General features: G+C 46.7%; 14 protein-coding genes. 7 read left to right on the forward strand and 7 right to left on the reverse strand.

Annotated features, from left to right (window positions below; genetic code table 11):
- Positions 1-129: 129 nt before the first annotated feature.
- Positions 130-1,236, reverse strand: coding sequence for a DNA-processing protein DprA (gene dprA, locus HGH90_RS13345; protein WP_168761908.1), 1,107 nt, complete (start codon positions 1,234-1,236; stop codon positions 130-132).
- Between the two features lie 98 nt (positions 1,237-1,334).
- On the opposite strand from dprA, the gene HGH90_RS13350 reads away from it, so the two are divergent.
- Positions 1,335-2,135: a 5'-nucleotidase, lipoprotein e(P4) family gene (locus HGH90_RS13350; protein ID WP_262888586.1), complete on the forward strand. Its 801-nt coding sequence runs from the start codon at positions 1,335-1,337 to the stop codon at positions 2,133-2,135.
- Between the two features lie 109 nt (positions 2,136-2,244).
- On the opposite strand, the gene HGH90_RS13355 is transcribed toward HGH90_RS13350, so the two are convergent.
- From HGH90_RS13355 to pckA, 4 genes are all read right to left on the reverse strand, one after another.
- Entirely contained in the window at positions 2,245-4,137 is a 1,893-nt protein-coding gene (locus HGH90_RS13355) for an OmpA family protein (protein ID WP_169191305.1), read from the reverse strand.
- A gap of 179 nt (positions 4,138-4,316) precedes the next feature.
- Positions 4,317-4,898 (reverse strand): 7-carboxy-7-deazaguanine synthase QueE, encoded by a 582-nt coding sequence (locus HGH90_RS13360; RefSeq protein ID WP_169191306.1) that lies wholly within the window; start codon positions 4,896-4,898, stop codon positions 4,317-4,319.
- An 86-nt stretch (positions 4,899-4,984) separates the two neighbouring features.
- Complete coding sequence (folD, locus tag HGH90_RS13365; RefSeq protein ID WP_168761911.1) at positions 4,985-5,872, reverse strand: bifunctional methylenetetrahydrofolate dehydrogenase/methenyltetrahydrofolate cyclohydrolase FolD; 888 nt, start codon at positions 5,870-5,872, stop codon at positions 4,985-4,987.
- A 240-nt stretch (positions 5,873-6,112) separates the two neighbouring features.
- Positions 6,113-7,714, reverse strand: a complete 1,602-nt coding sequence (pckA, locus tag HGH90_RS13370) for a phosphoenolpyruvate carboxykinase (ATP) (RefSeq protein ID WP_169191307.1) — start codon at positions 7,712-7,714, stop codon at positions 6,113-6,115.
- 325 nt (positions 7,715-8,039) lie between these two features.
- Here pckA and HGH90_RS13375 point away from each other — a divergent pair, with 325 nt between their 5' ends.
- The 6 genes from HGH90_RS13375 to HGH90_RS13400 all read left to right on the forward strand — a co-directional run bounded on the left by HGH90_RS13375 (position 8,040) and on the right by HGH90_RS13400 (position 14,445).
- On the forward strand, positions 8,040-9,332 hold the full coding sequence (locus HGH90_RS13375) for an aminopeptidase P N-terminal domain-containing protein (protein WP_169191308.1): 1,293 nt from the start codon (positions 8,040-8,042) through the stop codon (positions 9,330-9,332).
- Between the two features lie 126 nt (positions 9,333-9,458).
- The gene (locus HGH90_RS13380; protein ID WP_168761914.1) at positions 9,459-10,226 is read left to right on the forward strand and encodes a CDP-alcohol phosphatidyltransferase family protein; all 768 of its coding nucleotides are present in this window, start codon (positions 9,459-9,461) and stop codon (positions 10,224-10,226) included.
- A 46-nt stretch (positions 10,227-10,272) separates the two neighbouring features.
- Positions 10,273-10,518 carry a phosphoribosylformylglycinamidine synthase subunit PurS gene (gene purS / locus HGH90_RS13385; protein ID WP_145664733.1) on the forward strand — a complete coding sequence of 82 codons (246 nt, stop codon included), beginning with the start codon at positions 10,273-10,275 and terminating at the stop codon, positions 10,516-10,518.
- Positions 10,519-10,663: 145 nt separating this feature from the next.
- Positions 10,664-11,332, forward strand: a complete 669-nt coding sequence (gene rsmI / locus HGH90_RS13390; RefSeq protein WP_169191309.1) for a 16S rRNA (cytidine(1402)-2'-O)-methyltransferase — start codon at positions 10,664-10,666, stop codon at positions 11,330-11,332.
- A gap of 67 nt (positions 11,333-11,399) precedes the next feature.
- Positions 11,400-12,470: a winged helix DNA-binding domain-containing protein gene (locus tag HGH90_RS13395; protein ID WP_168761916.1), complete on the forward strand. Its 1,071-nt coding sequence runs from the start codon at positions 11,400-11,402 to the stop codon at positions 12,468-12,470.
- 85 nt (positions 12,471-12,555) lie between these two features.
- Positions 12,556-14,445 (forward strand): M1 family metallopeptidase, encoded by a 1,890-nt coding sequence (locus tag HGH90_RS13400; protein ID WP_248277005.1) that lies wholly within the window; start codon positions 12,556-12,558, stop codon positions 14,443-14,445.
- A 91-nt stretch (positions 14,446-14,536) separates the two neighbouring features.
- On the opposite strand, the gene HGH90_RS13405 is transcribed toward HGH90_RS13400, so the two are convergent.
- Positions 14,537-15,550, reverse strand: coding sequence for a patatin-like phospholipase family protein (locus HGH90_RS13405; protein ID WP_168761917.1), 1,014 nt, complete (start codon positions 15,548-15,550; stop codon positions 14,537-14,539).
- A gap of 36 nt (positions 15,551-15,586) precedes the next feature.
- Positions 15,587-16,153, reverse strand: a complete 567-nt coding sequence (locus HGH90_RS13410; protein WP_168761918.1) for a DinB family protein — start codon at positions 16,151-16,153, stop codon at positions 15,587-15,589.
- Positions 16,154-16,171: the final 18 nt, after the last annotated feature.

A 16,171-nucleotide genomic window follows, 5' to 3' on the forward strand; every position in this document is an offset into this window, starting at 1 on the left:
GCAACTATTAATCAGTTAAAAAATAATTGCACGCAAATGTACACCTTATTACGCAATAAATAAAATAATCGCAGTGTCAACCAGCCCCGGGTTGTTAATAAATCATTAACAAACGAACGAAAACCCGTACTACACTCGTTCATAGCGTTGTCCAGGTAAACTTCTCAGTAAATTTTGCATTTCCAGGTTGAATACTGCCACCGCTACCTGGCTACCCGATAGCCGGGTTTGAAGGTATAGTTCTTCCAGGTGCCGCTGCGGCTTTTCCCGGAACAAGGCCATAATAGCCTGTTCTGCTTCGGTTAGCGCCGGGAATAAGCTGGGTTGTATCGCCGGCGGGGCTTCCGGCCTCGCTTTTTCCTCCCAGCCCATGAGCGCCAGTACATCGCCGGCATCTCTCAGTAAAACGGCCTTATTCTGCTGGATAAGGTGATTACAGCCGGCCGATTGGATATCCTGTATCCTGCCCGGTACACACAAAACTTCCCGGTTGTAGCCATTGGCCAGGTCGGCGGTGATAAGAGAGCCTCCCCGGATACCACTCTCTATTACGATGGTGGCATCGCAAATCCCCGCTACGATACGGTTACGCTTCGGAAAGTTTTGCCGGTCCGGCAGGGTTTGGCTGCTGAAGTCGGTCAGCAATCCGCCCTGCTCCAGCATATCGGTGGCAATTTGCTTATGGGCAGCAGGATAAATCCGGTCCAGCCCATGCGCCAACACACCAATAGTAGGTATCCCGGTTTTTAAAGCCGCTTTATGAGCTATGATATCAATACCGTAAGCCAGCCCGCTCACAATCGTAATACCCGCCGACGCCAGGTCCTGTACCAGCGCTTCACACACGCTGCGGCCATAAGCTGATGGATGCCGCGTACCTACTATGCTCACCATACGCGGCGGATTCAGCGAAGCAGGACCTTTGTAATACAGCATTGCAGGACTGTCATAACAATGCAACAACCGTTGGGGATAGCCCGGCTCCTGGAAAAACAAAGGCTGTATCCTGTATTTCTCCAGGAATGCCATCTCAGCCTCGACTGCCTCAAAATCGCGGAAATTCAGCAGCGCTGCCGCACGAACGGCGCCAACCGTTTCGATTCTTTCCAGCGCATATCTTTTAGCTTTAAATATTTCCCCGGCAGAGCCAAAGTGTTCAAGCAGCTTTTTAATGATCACATCTCCAATCAGGGGGATCCGGGTTAATGCTATCTGGTACATTAATTCCTGGGGCATAACAAACAAATATTTCCGCATAATTTACAATTTTCTGCCGGCACTTATTGTGCGCCACATGAATTATTTTTGCAGCGACTAACGGATATTTTATGAAGATGAAATGGATATTACCTGGAGCTCTGTTAATGGCTTTGTTAGCATGTAAAACTACCCGTCCCGTGACAGAAAAAACAGCTGCTACCACCCTGGTGCCTGGAGGCCCAGCCTGGGCTGCCCTGTGGCAACAACAGTCGGGCGAATACAAGGCCCTATGCCTGCAAGCCTATCAGCTGGCGACATTGAGACTGGATCAGTATCTTGCCACGAAAGGAAATAAACCGCTGGCAGTAGTAACAGATATTGATGAAACGGTGCTTGATAATAGCCCCTATTCGGTTCATCAGGCCCTGGCAGGTAAAGGATACGACGACAAAAGCTGGATGGAATGGACAGCCAAAGCCGCAGCAGATACAGTGCCCGGCGCCCCTGCCTTCTTTAAATATGCCGCTTCCAAAGGAGTAAAAGTGTTTTATATTACCAACCGTGCGGAAAGCGAAAGGGCGGTTACCCTTCGCAACCTGCAGCAATACCAGTTTCCCGATGCCGACGATCAGCACCTGATGCTGAAAACAACTGCCTCTGGTAAGGAACCCCGCCGTCAGCATGTGTTACAACAATATGATATCGTAATGTTATTTGGAGATAACCTGAGCGATTTTTCTGCCATCTTCGACAAAAAACCTTTTGATGAAAGAAATGCAGCTGCACTACAATCGGCCGCCAGCTTCGGTAGCCGGTTCATCGTACTCCCTAATCCTATGTATGGCGATTGGGAAGGCGCCCTTTATAACTATCAATATAAACTGAGTACTCCCCAGAAAGATTCAGTGATGAAAAGCCGGTTGAGAAATTACTAAAGCAGAAAGCGCAAAGCATAAAGCAAAAAGCTATTGTGAAGGATAACCAAAGCGATTTAAAAATATCCGCTAAAATCATTTTCCACAATAGCTTTTTGCTTTCTGCTCGTTACAAACTAATGATCCGGAACACAGTACGCCTGTTAGCCGCTTTCCCTTCTTCGGTATCGTTGGTAGCAATCGGATCTTTTTCGCCATAGCCTTTTGCAGTAAGGCGACCGGCCGTAATTCCCTTCTCTGTTAAATAATGTACTACTGCCCTGGCGCGGTTTTCAGACAATACCTGGTTATCCTTATCGGTACCTACATTGTCAGTATATCCGGCAATTTCAATGGTCAGCGTAGGATTATCCTGTAATAATTTTACCAGCTTGTTAAGTTCTGTTACCGATTCCGGTTTTAAACTGTACTGTTTCGTATCAAAGAAAATATTGTGCAGTACAATGCTTGCATTGGCCGCCAGTGGTTGTAATGGGATATTTTTTTCGAAGGGTACGCCAGGGTTATGATCTTTCAGCGAAAAGTTATCTGAGTAAAACAGGTATCCTTTACGGTTTACATGCAGCGCATAGTCTTTACCTACCGGTAGCGGCGCCAGGTAATCGCCATTATCATTGGTTTTCACCGTAGCTATGTTATATCCGCCCTGCAGGTCTATTACATCGATACTGGTGGCTAACCGGGCATGAGTGAGTGTGTCGTACACATAGCCTTTAACATATAAGGTTTGCAGCGGACGGGCCTCCGGGTATAGTTCAAAACTATAGATATCCAATGCGCCGTGGCTATCCGACCTGTCAGAGGCAAAGTAGGCTGTTTTGCCATCGGCTTCCACTACGAGGGACGCGTCTTCATCAATGGTATTGATGGGATAGCCCAGGTTGGTAGCGGGGCCCCAGCTGCCATCCGGCTGGCGCCGGGAATAAAAGATATCTAGTCCGCCATAACCAGGATGCCCATCGGAAGCGAAATAAAGCGTTTGCCCGTCTGCGTGAATGAAAGGAGTAGTTTCCCTGCCATTGGTGTTGATATTGGGACCCAGCCGCTGAGGTACGCTCCATTGGCCGTTTGCCTGTTGGCTGCTTACAAATATATCTGCACCATGATCTGGTGTTTCACGTGCAAAATAAAGCGTTTGTTTGTCGGCGCTGAGGCAGGGCTGCGATTCCCAGTCGCGTGTATTAATGGGACTTCCAAAATTTTTTGGGGCGGTCCAGCCGGTAGCCGTTTTTTCTGAGTAATAGAGATCGCAGCTACCTTTCCCTTCCGGAAATTCGCAACCGGTGAATACCAACATGGTACCATCTTGTGAAATGTTTTGTGCGCCTTCATTGAACGAGGAGTTAATGGGTTCGCCCATATTCTGCGCCATCGACCACTTGTGGTCCTCCCGGGTAGTAATATAAAAATCTTCATTACGGCCATTTACTCGCCTGGTGAAAATCAATGTTTTACTGTCGATGGTCAGAGAAGGGAAATATTCAGGATCTACGCTGTTAACCGGATCACCCAGGTTTTCCGGATGAAAGGGAACGGATTGGCGGCTGTTATTAACGGCAAACTCATAGTTCGCTTTCAGCTTTTCGGCAATAGCGCTTTTGGATTTAATGACAGACAGGTATTGGTTAATTAACTGCAGCGCACCTACGAAATTTCCGGTGCCTGCCATTGCCTTGGAATAGGCCACCATTACAGGACGCAGCCCGCTGCTATCCAACTGTTTTAATTTTTCAAAGGCAGTATTGGCGGCGGCATAATCTTTCATTTCTACATAGCACAATCCCATTTGTCCGTAGGCATCGGTAAAATTGGGGGCTGTTTTAATGGCTTCCTGCAAGAAGCCAATGGCAGCTTTGCTTTGATAATTTCTTACCGCATCAATGGCGCGGTCAAAACTGGCTTTGGCTTTTTTGGGAGCATTTTCATAGGTAACCGTCTGAGCCTGCATATGCAGTCCCATGCCCAGCAGGCAACTTAGTATCAACAGGATATATCTTTTCATAGTACGTATTAGTCCTGTAAATAACGCAAAAAAGCATAAGAAATGCATAAAGTGTGCAGCTAAAAGCATAAAGCTGAAAGCAAAAAGCTATTGAAGTGAATAATCAACGCGATTTGTAATGTTCGCAAAGTTCATTCGCTTCAATAGCTTTTTGCTTTCAGCTTTATGCTTTTAGCTCCTTACGGTACGTTAATGTACTTATGGATTTGCAAAGACATGGTCCACTCCGGATGGTCTTTGATGTACTCCGTGATCAGCGGGGTCATTTCAGCGCTGCGTTCCCATTCAGGCTGTAGGTAGAGTTTACAGTTTTTACCTGCCAGTGCGGCATACTTTTCTGCCCATGCAAAGTCAGTTTTATTATAGATCACTACTTTCAATTCATGGGCAGCCTTACATACTTCTGGTAAAGGCGCTTTGAACTTTTTGGGAGATAAGGTAATCCAGTCCCAGCTGCCACTAAGAGGCGATGAGCCGGATGTTTCCATATGCGTTTTAAAACCTTGTTTATGCAGCGCTTTGGTGAGCGCATCTAGGTTATGCAGCAGTGGCTCGCCACCGGTTACCACGGCAATACGTCCGGGATAACGCGCGGCTTCTGTGGCAATATCCGTGATGGATATCTGCGGATGCTTATCGGCATCCCAGCTATCCTTTACATCGCACCACACACAGCCTACATCACAGCCGCCGAGTCGGATGAAATAGGCTGCTCTTCCCTGGTGATAGCCTTCTCCCTGGATCGTATAAAAACGTTCCATCAGCGGGAGTGTATCGGTTTTAATATTTGTTGTTATTACAGACATGACTTACTTCGCAAAGGTCCGATTTTTTTATCGGTCCACATTTAATTCATACTCCCCTTCAGTCCGATGCTGGCATGATAGGTATTTTTGAGCAGCGCGGCAATGGTCATAGGTCCTACGCCACCAGGCACGGGACTGATATAACTGCATTTAGGAGCTACTTCATCAAACTTCACATCACCTTTCAGGCGGAAACCACTCTTTTTGCTGGCGTCTTCTACCCGGTTAATACCTACGTCTACAATTACGGCACCTTCTTTTACCATGTCGGCAGTAACAAAGTCGGGGCGACCAATAGCTGCGACAATGATATCGGCCTGGCGGCAAATTTCAGCCAGGTTGGCTGTATGAGAATGTGTTAAGGTAACGGTGCAGTTGCCAGGGTTGGTGTTACGGCTCAGCAATATGCTGATCGGTGTACCCACGATATGACTGCGTCCTATCACAACGGCATGTTTGCCTTTTGTAGGAATGTTATAATGTTCCAGCATCAGCATAATACCATATGGCGTGGCCGGGATGAAAGCGGGGAGGCCGCTCACCATTTTACCCACATTCATGGGATGGAAGCCATCCACGTCTTTACTAGGATCGATGGTGTTGATCACCAGTTCTTCGTTGATATGCTTGGGCAAAGGCAGCTGTACGAGGATACCGTCTACATCTGGATTTTCATTCAGCAAAATGATTTGATCCAGGAGATGTTTTTCGGAAATCTGTGCATCAAAGCGCAGCAGGGTGGAGTTGTACCCGCATTCTGCACATGATTTTACTTTGGATGCCACGTAGGTTTCGCTGGCGGGATTGTTACCAACCAGGATCGCTGCCAGGTGAGGAACTTTTTTACCAGCAGCCTTTAATTCAGCCACCTGGGTGGCTAATTGGGCCTTAATAGCCTCAGAAACTAGTTTACCGTCTAAAATTTGCATGTGCAAAGGTAAGGAAAAGCTATTAGCATTCCCTCACCAGTGGGAGGCTTTTTACGATGGGGAAGAGGAGGAGCGACCCGAAGTCCAGCAAAACAAGCCCCGGTAAAGGAACTTGCTTTGCTCGGGCGTTGCGCCCGTCAGGAACTTACATATTCATCAGTGGAAGTTATAAGGCAAAACTTAAATATAAATCTCCAGGTGGATGTTTAAAACCGAAGAATTACAGATCACAGTATTACTTTAAATTTTTGGTGCTGCATCCAGTATTTCTTTGTCGGCTGCTGCGGCATATTTTTCAAAATTGCGGATAAATTGTCCTGCCAGGTCATTCAGCTGGGTATCATAGGCAGCCTTGTTTTCCCAGGTATTGCGTGGATCCAGGATATTGGCAGGCACGCCTTCACAGTTGTCGGGGACGGCAAAGCCAAATACCGGGTAGGCATGGAAAGAAGCCTTATCCAGCTTCCCACTCAGGGCAGCGGCAATCATGGCGCGGGTATAGCTCAGCTTAATACGGTTGCCGGTACCATAGGCGCCGCCTGTCCAACCGGTGTTGATCAGCCATACATTTACCTGGTGTTCGTGCATTCTTTCACCCAGCATCTGCGCATACTGCGCGGGGTGCAAGGGCAGGAAAGGCGCACCAAAACACGCGCTGAAAGTGGATTTGGGCTCTGTTACCCCAGCTTCTGTTCCGGCTACTTTGGCAGTATACCCGGAAATAAACTGGTACATCGCCTGTCCGGGCGTTAACCTGGAAATAGGAGGCAATACCCCGTAGGCATCGCAGGTCAGGAAAAATATATTCTTCGGAATACCGCCTACAGCAGGTTCCTGGGCATTGTCGATATAATGCAGGGGATAAGACACCCGGGTGTTTTCCGTGATGGTTTTATTTGCATAGTCCACGGTACGGGTACCGGGGAAGAATTGTATGTTTTCCAGCAATGCGCCTTCTCTTACCGCATGGAATATCTGTGGTTCTTTTTCTTCAGAGAGGTCAATACATTTGGCATAGCAACCGCCTTCAAAATTAAAGATGCCCGTAGCGGTCCATCCATGTTCGTCATCGCCTATCAGTTTCCTGGCAGGATCTGCACTCAGCGTGGTTTTACCGGTACCGCTTAGTCCGAAGAATACGGCGGTGTCGCCTTCTTCCCCAATGTTGGCCGAACAGTGCATGCTCAACACATTTTTATTGTGTGGCAATACATAATTGAGGATAGTGAAAATACCTTTTTTAATTTCACCGGTATAGGCGCTGCCACCGATCAGGATCATCTTTTTGGTGAAGTTTACAACAGAGAAATTACCCTGACGGGTACCGTCTGTAGCTGGGTCTGCTAAACAGCCGGGAGCCTGGATGACTGTCCAGTCGGTATGCATATAATCCAGTTCTTCTTCTGTAGGACGAAGGAACATGTTATAGGCAAATAAGCTGGACCAGGGAAGTTCGCTGATCACTTTGATGTTAATCCGGAAATCTTCATCGGCACAGGCATAGCAATCGCGTACCCACACATCTTTCCCACTGAAATAACGGGTTATTCTACTGTATAAACGATCGAAATTTTCTTCTGAAATAGGTTGGTTAAAGTCGTTCCAGTTTACAGTGTTCGTTGTGATGTTGTCTTTTACGATGAATTTGTCTTTCGGCGAGCGACCAGTATATTCGCCAGTATTAACGGCCAGTGCTCCTGTGTCAGCATAAACCCCTTGATTCCGGGCGACCGTTTGCTCCGCCAGTTTTTCGGGTGAAAGTTGGTAATAGACGTTCGATACGTTCTCTATGCCAAGTCCCCGTAAGTCAGCAACAGGATTCCTTACGCTACTCATTTGCATAAAAGCAAGATTGTTTTGGTGTAATAGCAAAACTAGCGTTTTTTTGATATCGTCAAATTTTATAGGCGTTACACCATTGAAATTTAGAAATTGCTTATCGTTTTGGGGTGTATTGTTGCGATATCTTCAATATGTGTTTGTTTCGTTGCAGGATTGTCAAACCAATTGCAGGGTAATATAGCATTAATTATTTGCAAGGAAATATTAGTACGATTTTGTCATTTATCCCCTCAGATATTAACCGATTTGATAATCCAACATGGTTTCATGATCTCTACATCCGAAATTTTACATAGGTTTGAACCCTCATTTGAAATTAAGAGATATGAAGAATTTGCCCTTAGATCCGCAGCTTTTCGTGAAGAATCGTCAGCGTTTTGTGGCTAAGATGCAGCCACAGTCTATAGCTATTATCAACTCCAATGATGAACTGCCCACCAATGGTGACGCCTTGTATAAGTTCAAGCAGAACTCAGATCTGTATTGGCTCACAGGTATTGATCAGGAGGATACGATGGTGGTATTGTTTCCCGATAACCCAGATCCAAAATACCGGGAAGTATTGGTATTGGTGCGACCTAACGAGTTAAAGGAAAAGTGGGATGGCCACCGGTTGCGCAAAGATGAAGCATATGCCATCTCTGGCATGTCTACCGTTGTGTGGCTGGATGCGCTGGACGGCCTGTTGCAGCAGTGGGTCAATGATGCGGCCAACATCTACCTTAACTCCAATGAAAATAACCGCAAGTCAAACCTGGTACCGGTAAGAGATTACCGGTATGCGGAAGAGATGAAATCACGTTATCCGCTCCATAACTACCTCCGCGCAGCAGTAGTCTTTAAACAACTACGGGCCGTAAAAACACCGGAAGAAGTAAAGGTGATGCAGGTAGCGATGGATATTACAGGGAAAACGTTCGAACGCCTGCTGAAATTCATCAAACCAGGTGTATGGGAACATGAAATTCACGCGGAAATTATGCATGAGTTCCTGCGCAACCGCTCTGCAGGCGAGGCATATGGCTCTATCATCGCGTCCGGTGACCGGGCCCGTACGCTCCATTATGTAGCTAATAACCAGGAATGTAAAGATGGAGAAATAATCCTGATGGACTTCGGCGCTGAATACGGTGGTTATAATGCCGACCTGACCCGCTCCATACCGGTAAACGGTAAATTCAGCCCCCGCCAGCGCCAGGTTTACGACGCTTGTTTGCATCTGCACAACTATGCCAAATCTATCCTGCGCCCGGGTATTACCATTGGTAAATACCATGAAATGGTAGGAGAGGAGGCGACAAAGGAATTTATTAAGCTGGGCCTGCTCACGGAAGAACAGGTGAAAAATCAGGATCCTGAAACACCGGCTTACCGCAAATACCTGTACCATGGTATCTCCCATCATCTCGGTGTGGATGTACATGATCTGGGGCCTTCCATGCACCAGCCAATTCCGGAAGGTGCTGTAATGACCATAGAACCAGGTATTTATATTGAAGAAGAACAATTGGGTATCCGTATCGAAAATAATATCTGGCTTACTGCCGAAGGCAATGTAGACCTGATGAAACATATTCCTATCACGGCCGATGAAATAGAAGCCCTGATGAAGAAATAGCGTATCAGGGTATGCAGCATGTATTTTACGGGATTTGTAAGGAGAGCTGTTGAACAGAAAATATTTATGTTCGCGATCTCCTCACAAATCCCGTAATTCGTAATTTGCATGCCATAAATCGATTAGATGAAACAACTACCCAATATTCTTACCCTATGTAACCTCTTTTGCGGAGCACTGGCCATTATCTGTATCTTGCATGCGCCGGAGTATCGTGCGGAAATTAACGGAGCAGACTATACGATTATCAGTCCTGAACCGGTTTACTGGGCGTCGGCGCTGGTGCTGATTGCCGGTATTTTCGACTTTTTTGACGGGATGGTGGCCCGCCTCCTCCGGGTATCCGGGCCCATGGGGAAGGAGCTGGATTCACTGGCAGACGTTGTCACTTTTGGGGTAGTACCCGGCATGATGCTGTACCGTTTATTGCGCAGCGCCTATTTCCAACAACCCGATGTGTTTGATGTATCAATCGTTAACCTGGCCCCAGCTTTACTGGTGCCCTGTTTTGCCGCCTATCGCCTGGCTAAATTCAATATAGATACCCGCCAATCGGAAAACTTTATCGGCGTACCTACTCCGGCAGTGGCTATACTGGTGGCCTCTTTTCCCCTGATCCTCTTATTCAACCCCTTTAACCTGGCTCATTGGTTCCAGAATATCTGGGTATTATATATTACTATCGCCCTGCTCTGCTACCTGATGGTGGCGGAAATTCCCATGATCAGCCTGAAATTTAAAAGTAAGTCGCTGGCCGACAACTGGCCCCGCTTCCTTTTAATCGGTTTAACCGTTGTGAGCATACCTTTCCTGCAATTTGCCGCCGTACCATTTATATTTATTTGTTACGTGATATTATCTGTCGTTGCTCCGCCTAAAATACAAGCGGTTTAACATTTTGGATTTTTTGATGTAGGTTTGCGGCAAAATTTCTAGTACAATGACTTTTACTGCACATATCAATGTGATGCCACTGAAAGAATTATTAGACCCGCAAGGTAAAGCGGTAATGAGTGGTCTCAAGAACCTCGGCCTGGGCCAGGTACAAGATGTACGTATTGGTAAACACATTACCCTGCAAATTGAAGCCGCCAGCCAGGAAGAAGCAAGGCAGATCGCTGAAAATGCCTGCCAGAAGCTGTTGGCAAATCAGGTAATGGAATCTTTTGAAGTACATATACAATAATTAATTACGCCGCGTAAAAGAGGCGTTTCCCGCAAAGAGGCAAAGAAACAAAGCCGCAAAGGTTTTATTGGTGTTAATATTCCTTTTGCAACTTTGTTTTTTTGCCTTTTTGCGTGTATTTCTTCCTTTACTTTGTAATTCAATTATGAAATTATATCTCGTTCCATCTCCCATTGGCAATCTGGCCGATATCACCTACCGGGCCGTAAAAGTGCTGGAGGAAGCAGACCTGATCCTCGCGGAAGATACCCGCACTTCCAGCGTCCTGCTCCGGCACTACCAGATTAATAAGCCGGTAACACCCTATCACCAGCATAATGAGCATAAAATAGTACAACACCTCCTGCAACAACTGCAGGGAGGTAAAACGATGGCTATGCTCACAGATGCCGGTACTCCGGGTATTTCCGATCCGGGCTTTTTACTCGTCAGGGAGTGCAACCGTGCCGGCGTACCGGTAGAATGCCTGCCCGGCGCTACCGCCTTTGTACCTGCGCTGGTCAACAGTGGTATTCCCATGAACCGCTTTGTCTTTGAAGGATTTCTTCCCCTGAAAAAAGGCCGCCATACCTTGTTTACCCAACTGGCCACAGAAGAACGGACCATCGTTTTTTATGAATCGCCCATGAGATTGGTCAGAACCCTCTCCGACCTGATCCAATACTTCGGACCAGATCGCCCCTGCTGCGTTAGCCGCGAGCTCACCAAAATGTTCGAGGAAAATAAACGCGGTACCCTCCAGGAAGTGCATGACTACTTCGCGGAAAAAGGCGTGAAAGGCGAAATTGTAGTAGTGGTACAGGGCAAAGAATAATTTTTTCGGCAATTGACATACTGTTGTCATAGCCATGTCGTTGCTTTGTATAACAAAACAGCTATCCATGTACATGACCGATATTCCTGCGCAACGACTGCGGCATCAGCAACTCATTAAAACCGCTTTTAAAACTCCCCGGGAAATAGTGTCCTTCTTTGGCGCCATACAATCGCAGGAATATGCGAGCAGCAAATGGGGCATAGGCGCCCGTTTGCCTGGATGCCGGGAAACACACGTGGAACAGGCCATAGGGGATAAGTTGATCGTCCGTACCACCGTTTTTCGTGGCACCTTACACCTGGTAGCAGCCGAAGATATTCACTGGATGCTGCAACTCATAGCGCCCAACGTAAAAACAAAAATGAACAGCATGCAGCGAAAACTGGGACTGGACGAGGCCGGGCTGGCCAAAGCCAGCCAGCTGATCACCAAAGCGCTGAAGAATGGTAACCACCATACCCGCAAAGAGCTGACAGACCTGCTACAGAAAAATGGGATCGATACCTCGGAAAACCGCATGAATCATATCATCTACCATGCCTCCGTGGAACGCGTTATCTGCAATGGCCCCCTGAGAGGTAAACAATCTACCTATACCCTCTTGCAGGAATGGGTGCCTAATAATACCCCATTACAGCGGGAAGAGGCCCTGCATAAGCTGGCTGGCCGCTATTTTACCAGCCACGGGCCCGCTACAGTACACGATTTTGCACAGTGGGCCGGAATATCCGTTGCCGATGCCAAGACTGGTTTGCAGGGTGCTCAACCCTCCCTCCAGTCGCAGGAAATCGGTGAAATCAGCTACTGGATGGCCCCGGTGAAGAAAGTGACGGTAACGGACACACATCTCCTGTTACCTGCTTTCGATGAATACTTTATAGGATATAAAGACCGTAGCACCCTGATAGATAGCCGGTTTACCAGCAAGGTAATGACGAACAATGGTATTTTCAATCCCATTATGATCCACAACGGACAGGTGATAGGCACCTGGAAACGTGCGCTAAAGAAGGATTCCGTTACCATCACCACCGAACTGTTTAAACCAGCCAAAAAAGCCCTGCTCAAAGCATTTGAACCGGCGGCCAGGCAATATGCCGACTTTCTGGGACTTACCCTCAACGGTTTCAGCTGAGCCTACACACCGAAATAACCCATGGACGGTACATCAAATTCCGCAAATGATGTTTATTTTAGCTCTTTAATCAAACGTGAAAAGAATGAAGTATCGGGTTACAACAGGTAGCTGCCTGGCTATAGCCATGCTGGCAGGTAGTTGGCTACAAGTAAATGCACAGTCAGATCGCTGGCAACAGAGAGTGAAGTACTCCATGGATGTAAAGGTGGACGCATCAGCAAATCAATTCAAGGGAAAGCAACATCTCGAATACTACAACAACTCTCCCGATACCCTGAAGAAAGTGTTCTATCACCTGTACTGGAACGCCTTTCAACCCAATAGCATGATGGATGTCCGCAGCCGTGAGCTGGGAAAAATAGTAGTGGGAAAAGACCGTAATGGCAACGAGCGCCGCGACTGGGACAACCGCGTACGTGATCGTATTTCCAAGTTGAAACCCGATGAAATAGGCTATCAGAAAGTGATTTCACTGAAACGCGATGGAAAGCCGCAGGATTTCAAAGTAGTGGAAACCATCCTCGAAGTACCATTGGATAAACCTATCATGCCTAATTCCAAAGTGGAATTTGATATGGAGTTTGAAACACAGGTGCCTGTGCAAATCCGCCGTAGCGGCCGCAATAACTCCGAAGGCGTAGATTTTTCCATGGCCCAGTGGTATCCTAAAATGTGCGAATACGACTACGAAGGCTGGCATGCTACTCCTTATATTGCCCGTGAATTCTACGGCGTATGGGGTGACTATGACGTGAAAATTAACATTGATAAAAAATATGTACTGGCTGCAACAGGCTACCTGCAAAATCCTGAACAGATTGGCTATGGCTATGAAAAGCCCGGTACTAAAGTAAACAGGTCTGCTGGCAACACGCTCACCTGGCACTTTGTAGCACCTAATGTACATGACTTTGTATGGGCGGCCGATCCCGACTATAAGCACATAACCCAACAGGTAGATGGATTTACGGCTCATTTCTTCTATATCGATAATGAGCATACCCATAATACCTGGCCTCAGCTGGCAAAGATGATTCCCGCTGCTTATGCTTATATCAAAGCACATTACGGTCCTTATCCATATGAGCAGTACTCTTTCATTCAAGGCGGCGATGGCGGTATGGAATATCCCATGGCTACCCTGATTATGGGTAATGGTAAAATGGATGGCTTGTATGGGGTGGCTATGCATGAATGGATGCACAGCTGGTACCAGGGAATGCTGGCTACAAACGAAAGCTTGTATCCATGGATGGATGAAGGGTTTACCACTTTTGCAGAAAACAATGTGATTCATAATACCATCGATTCACTGAAAGATGCCAATGCCCAGGAAGATGCATATGCAGGCTATTTTGCACTGGCCAGAAGCCCTTTTGAAGAACCGGCTACTACGCATTCCGATCACTATAATACTAACTACGGATATAGCCTCACGGCTTATTCTAAGGGCGCCGTATTCCTCGAACAGCTGGGATACGTAATTGGTGCTGCCAACCGTGATGCAGGGTTACTGCGTTACTACAAGGAGTGGCGCTTTAAACATCCCAATGCCAACGACTTTATCAGGGTAATGGAGAAGGAGAGCGGTATTGCACTGGATTGGTACAAACAATACTTTATCAACTCCGTGAAGCATATCGATTACGGTATAGACAGTGTATATGAAAAAGGGAACAAAACTATTGTTCGACTGCGAAGGATTGGGTTGATGCCAATGCCAATAGATTTCCTGGTAACAGATAAAAGCGGAAATAAAGTACTGCATTATATTCCATTGTCTATCATGTATGGCGAAAAGCCAAATGAAAATCCTGCTAATAAACGTATAGTAGATAACGTTTGGTACTGGACAAATACTACGTACGAAGTAGAACTGGATATTCCTTTATCCAATATCAAAGAGTTGGAAATTGATCCCAGCCAGCGTATGGCCGATGTAGACAGAAGCAATAACAAGGCAGTTTCTTAAAGCGTAAAGCATAAATCATAAAGCTATTATGGAGAATAATTAAAGCGATTTAAAAGATTGCTAAGATCACTCTCCACAATAGCTTTATGTTTTACGCTTTCTGCTTTCCAAGGATTTCGGCCGCTGTATCTTCCCCATTTTTCATCATCATCTTCATTTCTTCCGGTATAAATTCCAATCCTCCCAATTGCACCCGCAGCGCCGCTTTCGGACGGATAATATGCAGGTTAATCACTTTTTTATCGCGGAACGGGTTATTGTCCGGCAGGTCAAAGTAATTATTCACTGCCGTTTCGGGAATACCGGCTTGTTTCATATTTTCTTTTACTGCGTCGAGGTAAGTAATGGCTTTGTTGAAAAATTGCGTCATTTTCAGGTCGGTGGATGACATGCCGTTGGTGTGGCTATCTATCTGTCTTTCCAGTACATCGAGCAGGCTTTTAAATTCGATTCCATCTTCTTCGGGATCGGCCGGCGTAAGGAGGATGGCATATATAGTCGTAGCGCCCTTGTCGATAGCCAGTTTGATGGCATTGTAGTACTCGCCGCCACCATGGGTAAACTGCTGTACATGATCGGGCAGGGAGGCTACAGCTACAGGTGGCATGAACACGGGCATACTGATAGAAGCCAGTACCGCTTCGCGGAAAGAGTAGTTATCATGGAGCGTTACAATGTCGTAATCCTTTTGCACGGTATCCCTACTACGTGGCGAGAAATAGGTAGTGCGATTGGTTTGCAGGCAGTACCCGGAAACGAAAACCTCTTTATCCAATTGTTCCAATGCACGGAATCTTGCCTCGCTAAAAATATTATTGACTTTGAGGGTTAATGCGGTGGCATTATAAAGGGAGTTGTGGTGTGGAAAACGCTGCATCAGGGTGGCAGTATTAACGATGTCTGCGGTACTGTTGCTGGTAAAGAGTTTTTCCAGCAGGTTGATTTCTCCTAATGCTGCCAGTGGTGCAATGAGTGCACTGGTGCCGGTCCCACAGAGGATACCAAATTCAATTGCTGGTTGTTGTGCGTACAGATACTTCAGGGCACCAACGGCAAATGCGCTCCTGGAGCCGCCGCCGCTGATGACTAACGCAGTCTTAGCCATGAGGATTTTTTATGGTAAGACAATATAATTAAAAAATCAAAAAATAAGTTGCTGGAGTTGGTTTTGCCAGGTGTGTCCCTGTAGCTCCTGGTCTTTCAACTTTTCCAGGTGGTGTTCATTGTGATAGGCAATGAAGTAAAGCATTTCCCGGATGGTAATTTTTCCCAGCAGGGGATGGGGAAGCCGGTATTTATCCAGGTCTTTTTCCGACCAGCCGGATAGCTTATCTAATAATTTATTTTTCTGAAGGAGAAAGCCTTGTAATAGTGCCGGTCGTTGCGCTGGGTAGATTACGCCGGGTTGATAAGCCCTGGCGGCTTTGAAGCTTCCCGCCAATACCCGCTGATAATCGGCTACCAGTGCTTCGTACGAACGGGAAGGTATTATTGTGGTGCCAAAGTAACGCAGCGTTAATTTAGGAAAGGCCAGCGCACTGCTAACAGGCCTGATGGATTTAGTGAGATGATCGAGTTGCTGACCAGCCGACCATTTACCGTAAGGGGAGGCGGTAAAACGTATATCCGGCAGCGTATTGACAAAATCTACGAAATTGTCGAAACTCTTATCTATGAGAGAGCGGATCTCGTGCTGGTTCAGGTACATAGGAATCAATTTTAGAGG

Source organism: Chitinophaga sp. Ak27 (assembly GCF_012726295.1).
Taxonomy (GTDB): Bacteria; Bacteroidota; Bacteroidia; order Chitinophagales; family Chitinophagaceae; genus Chitinophaga.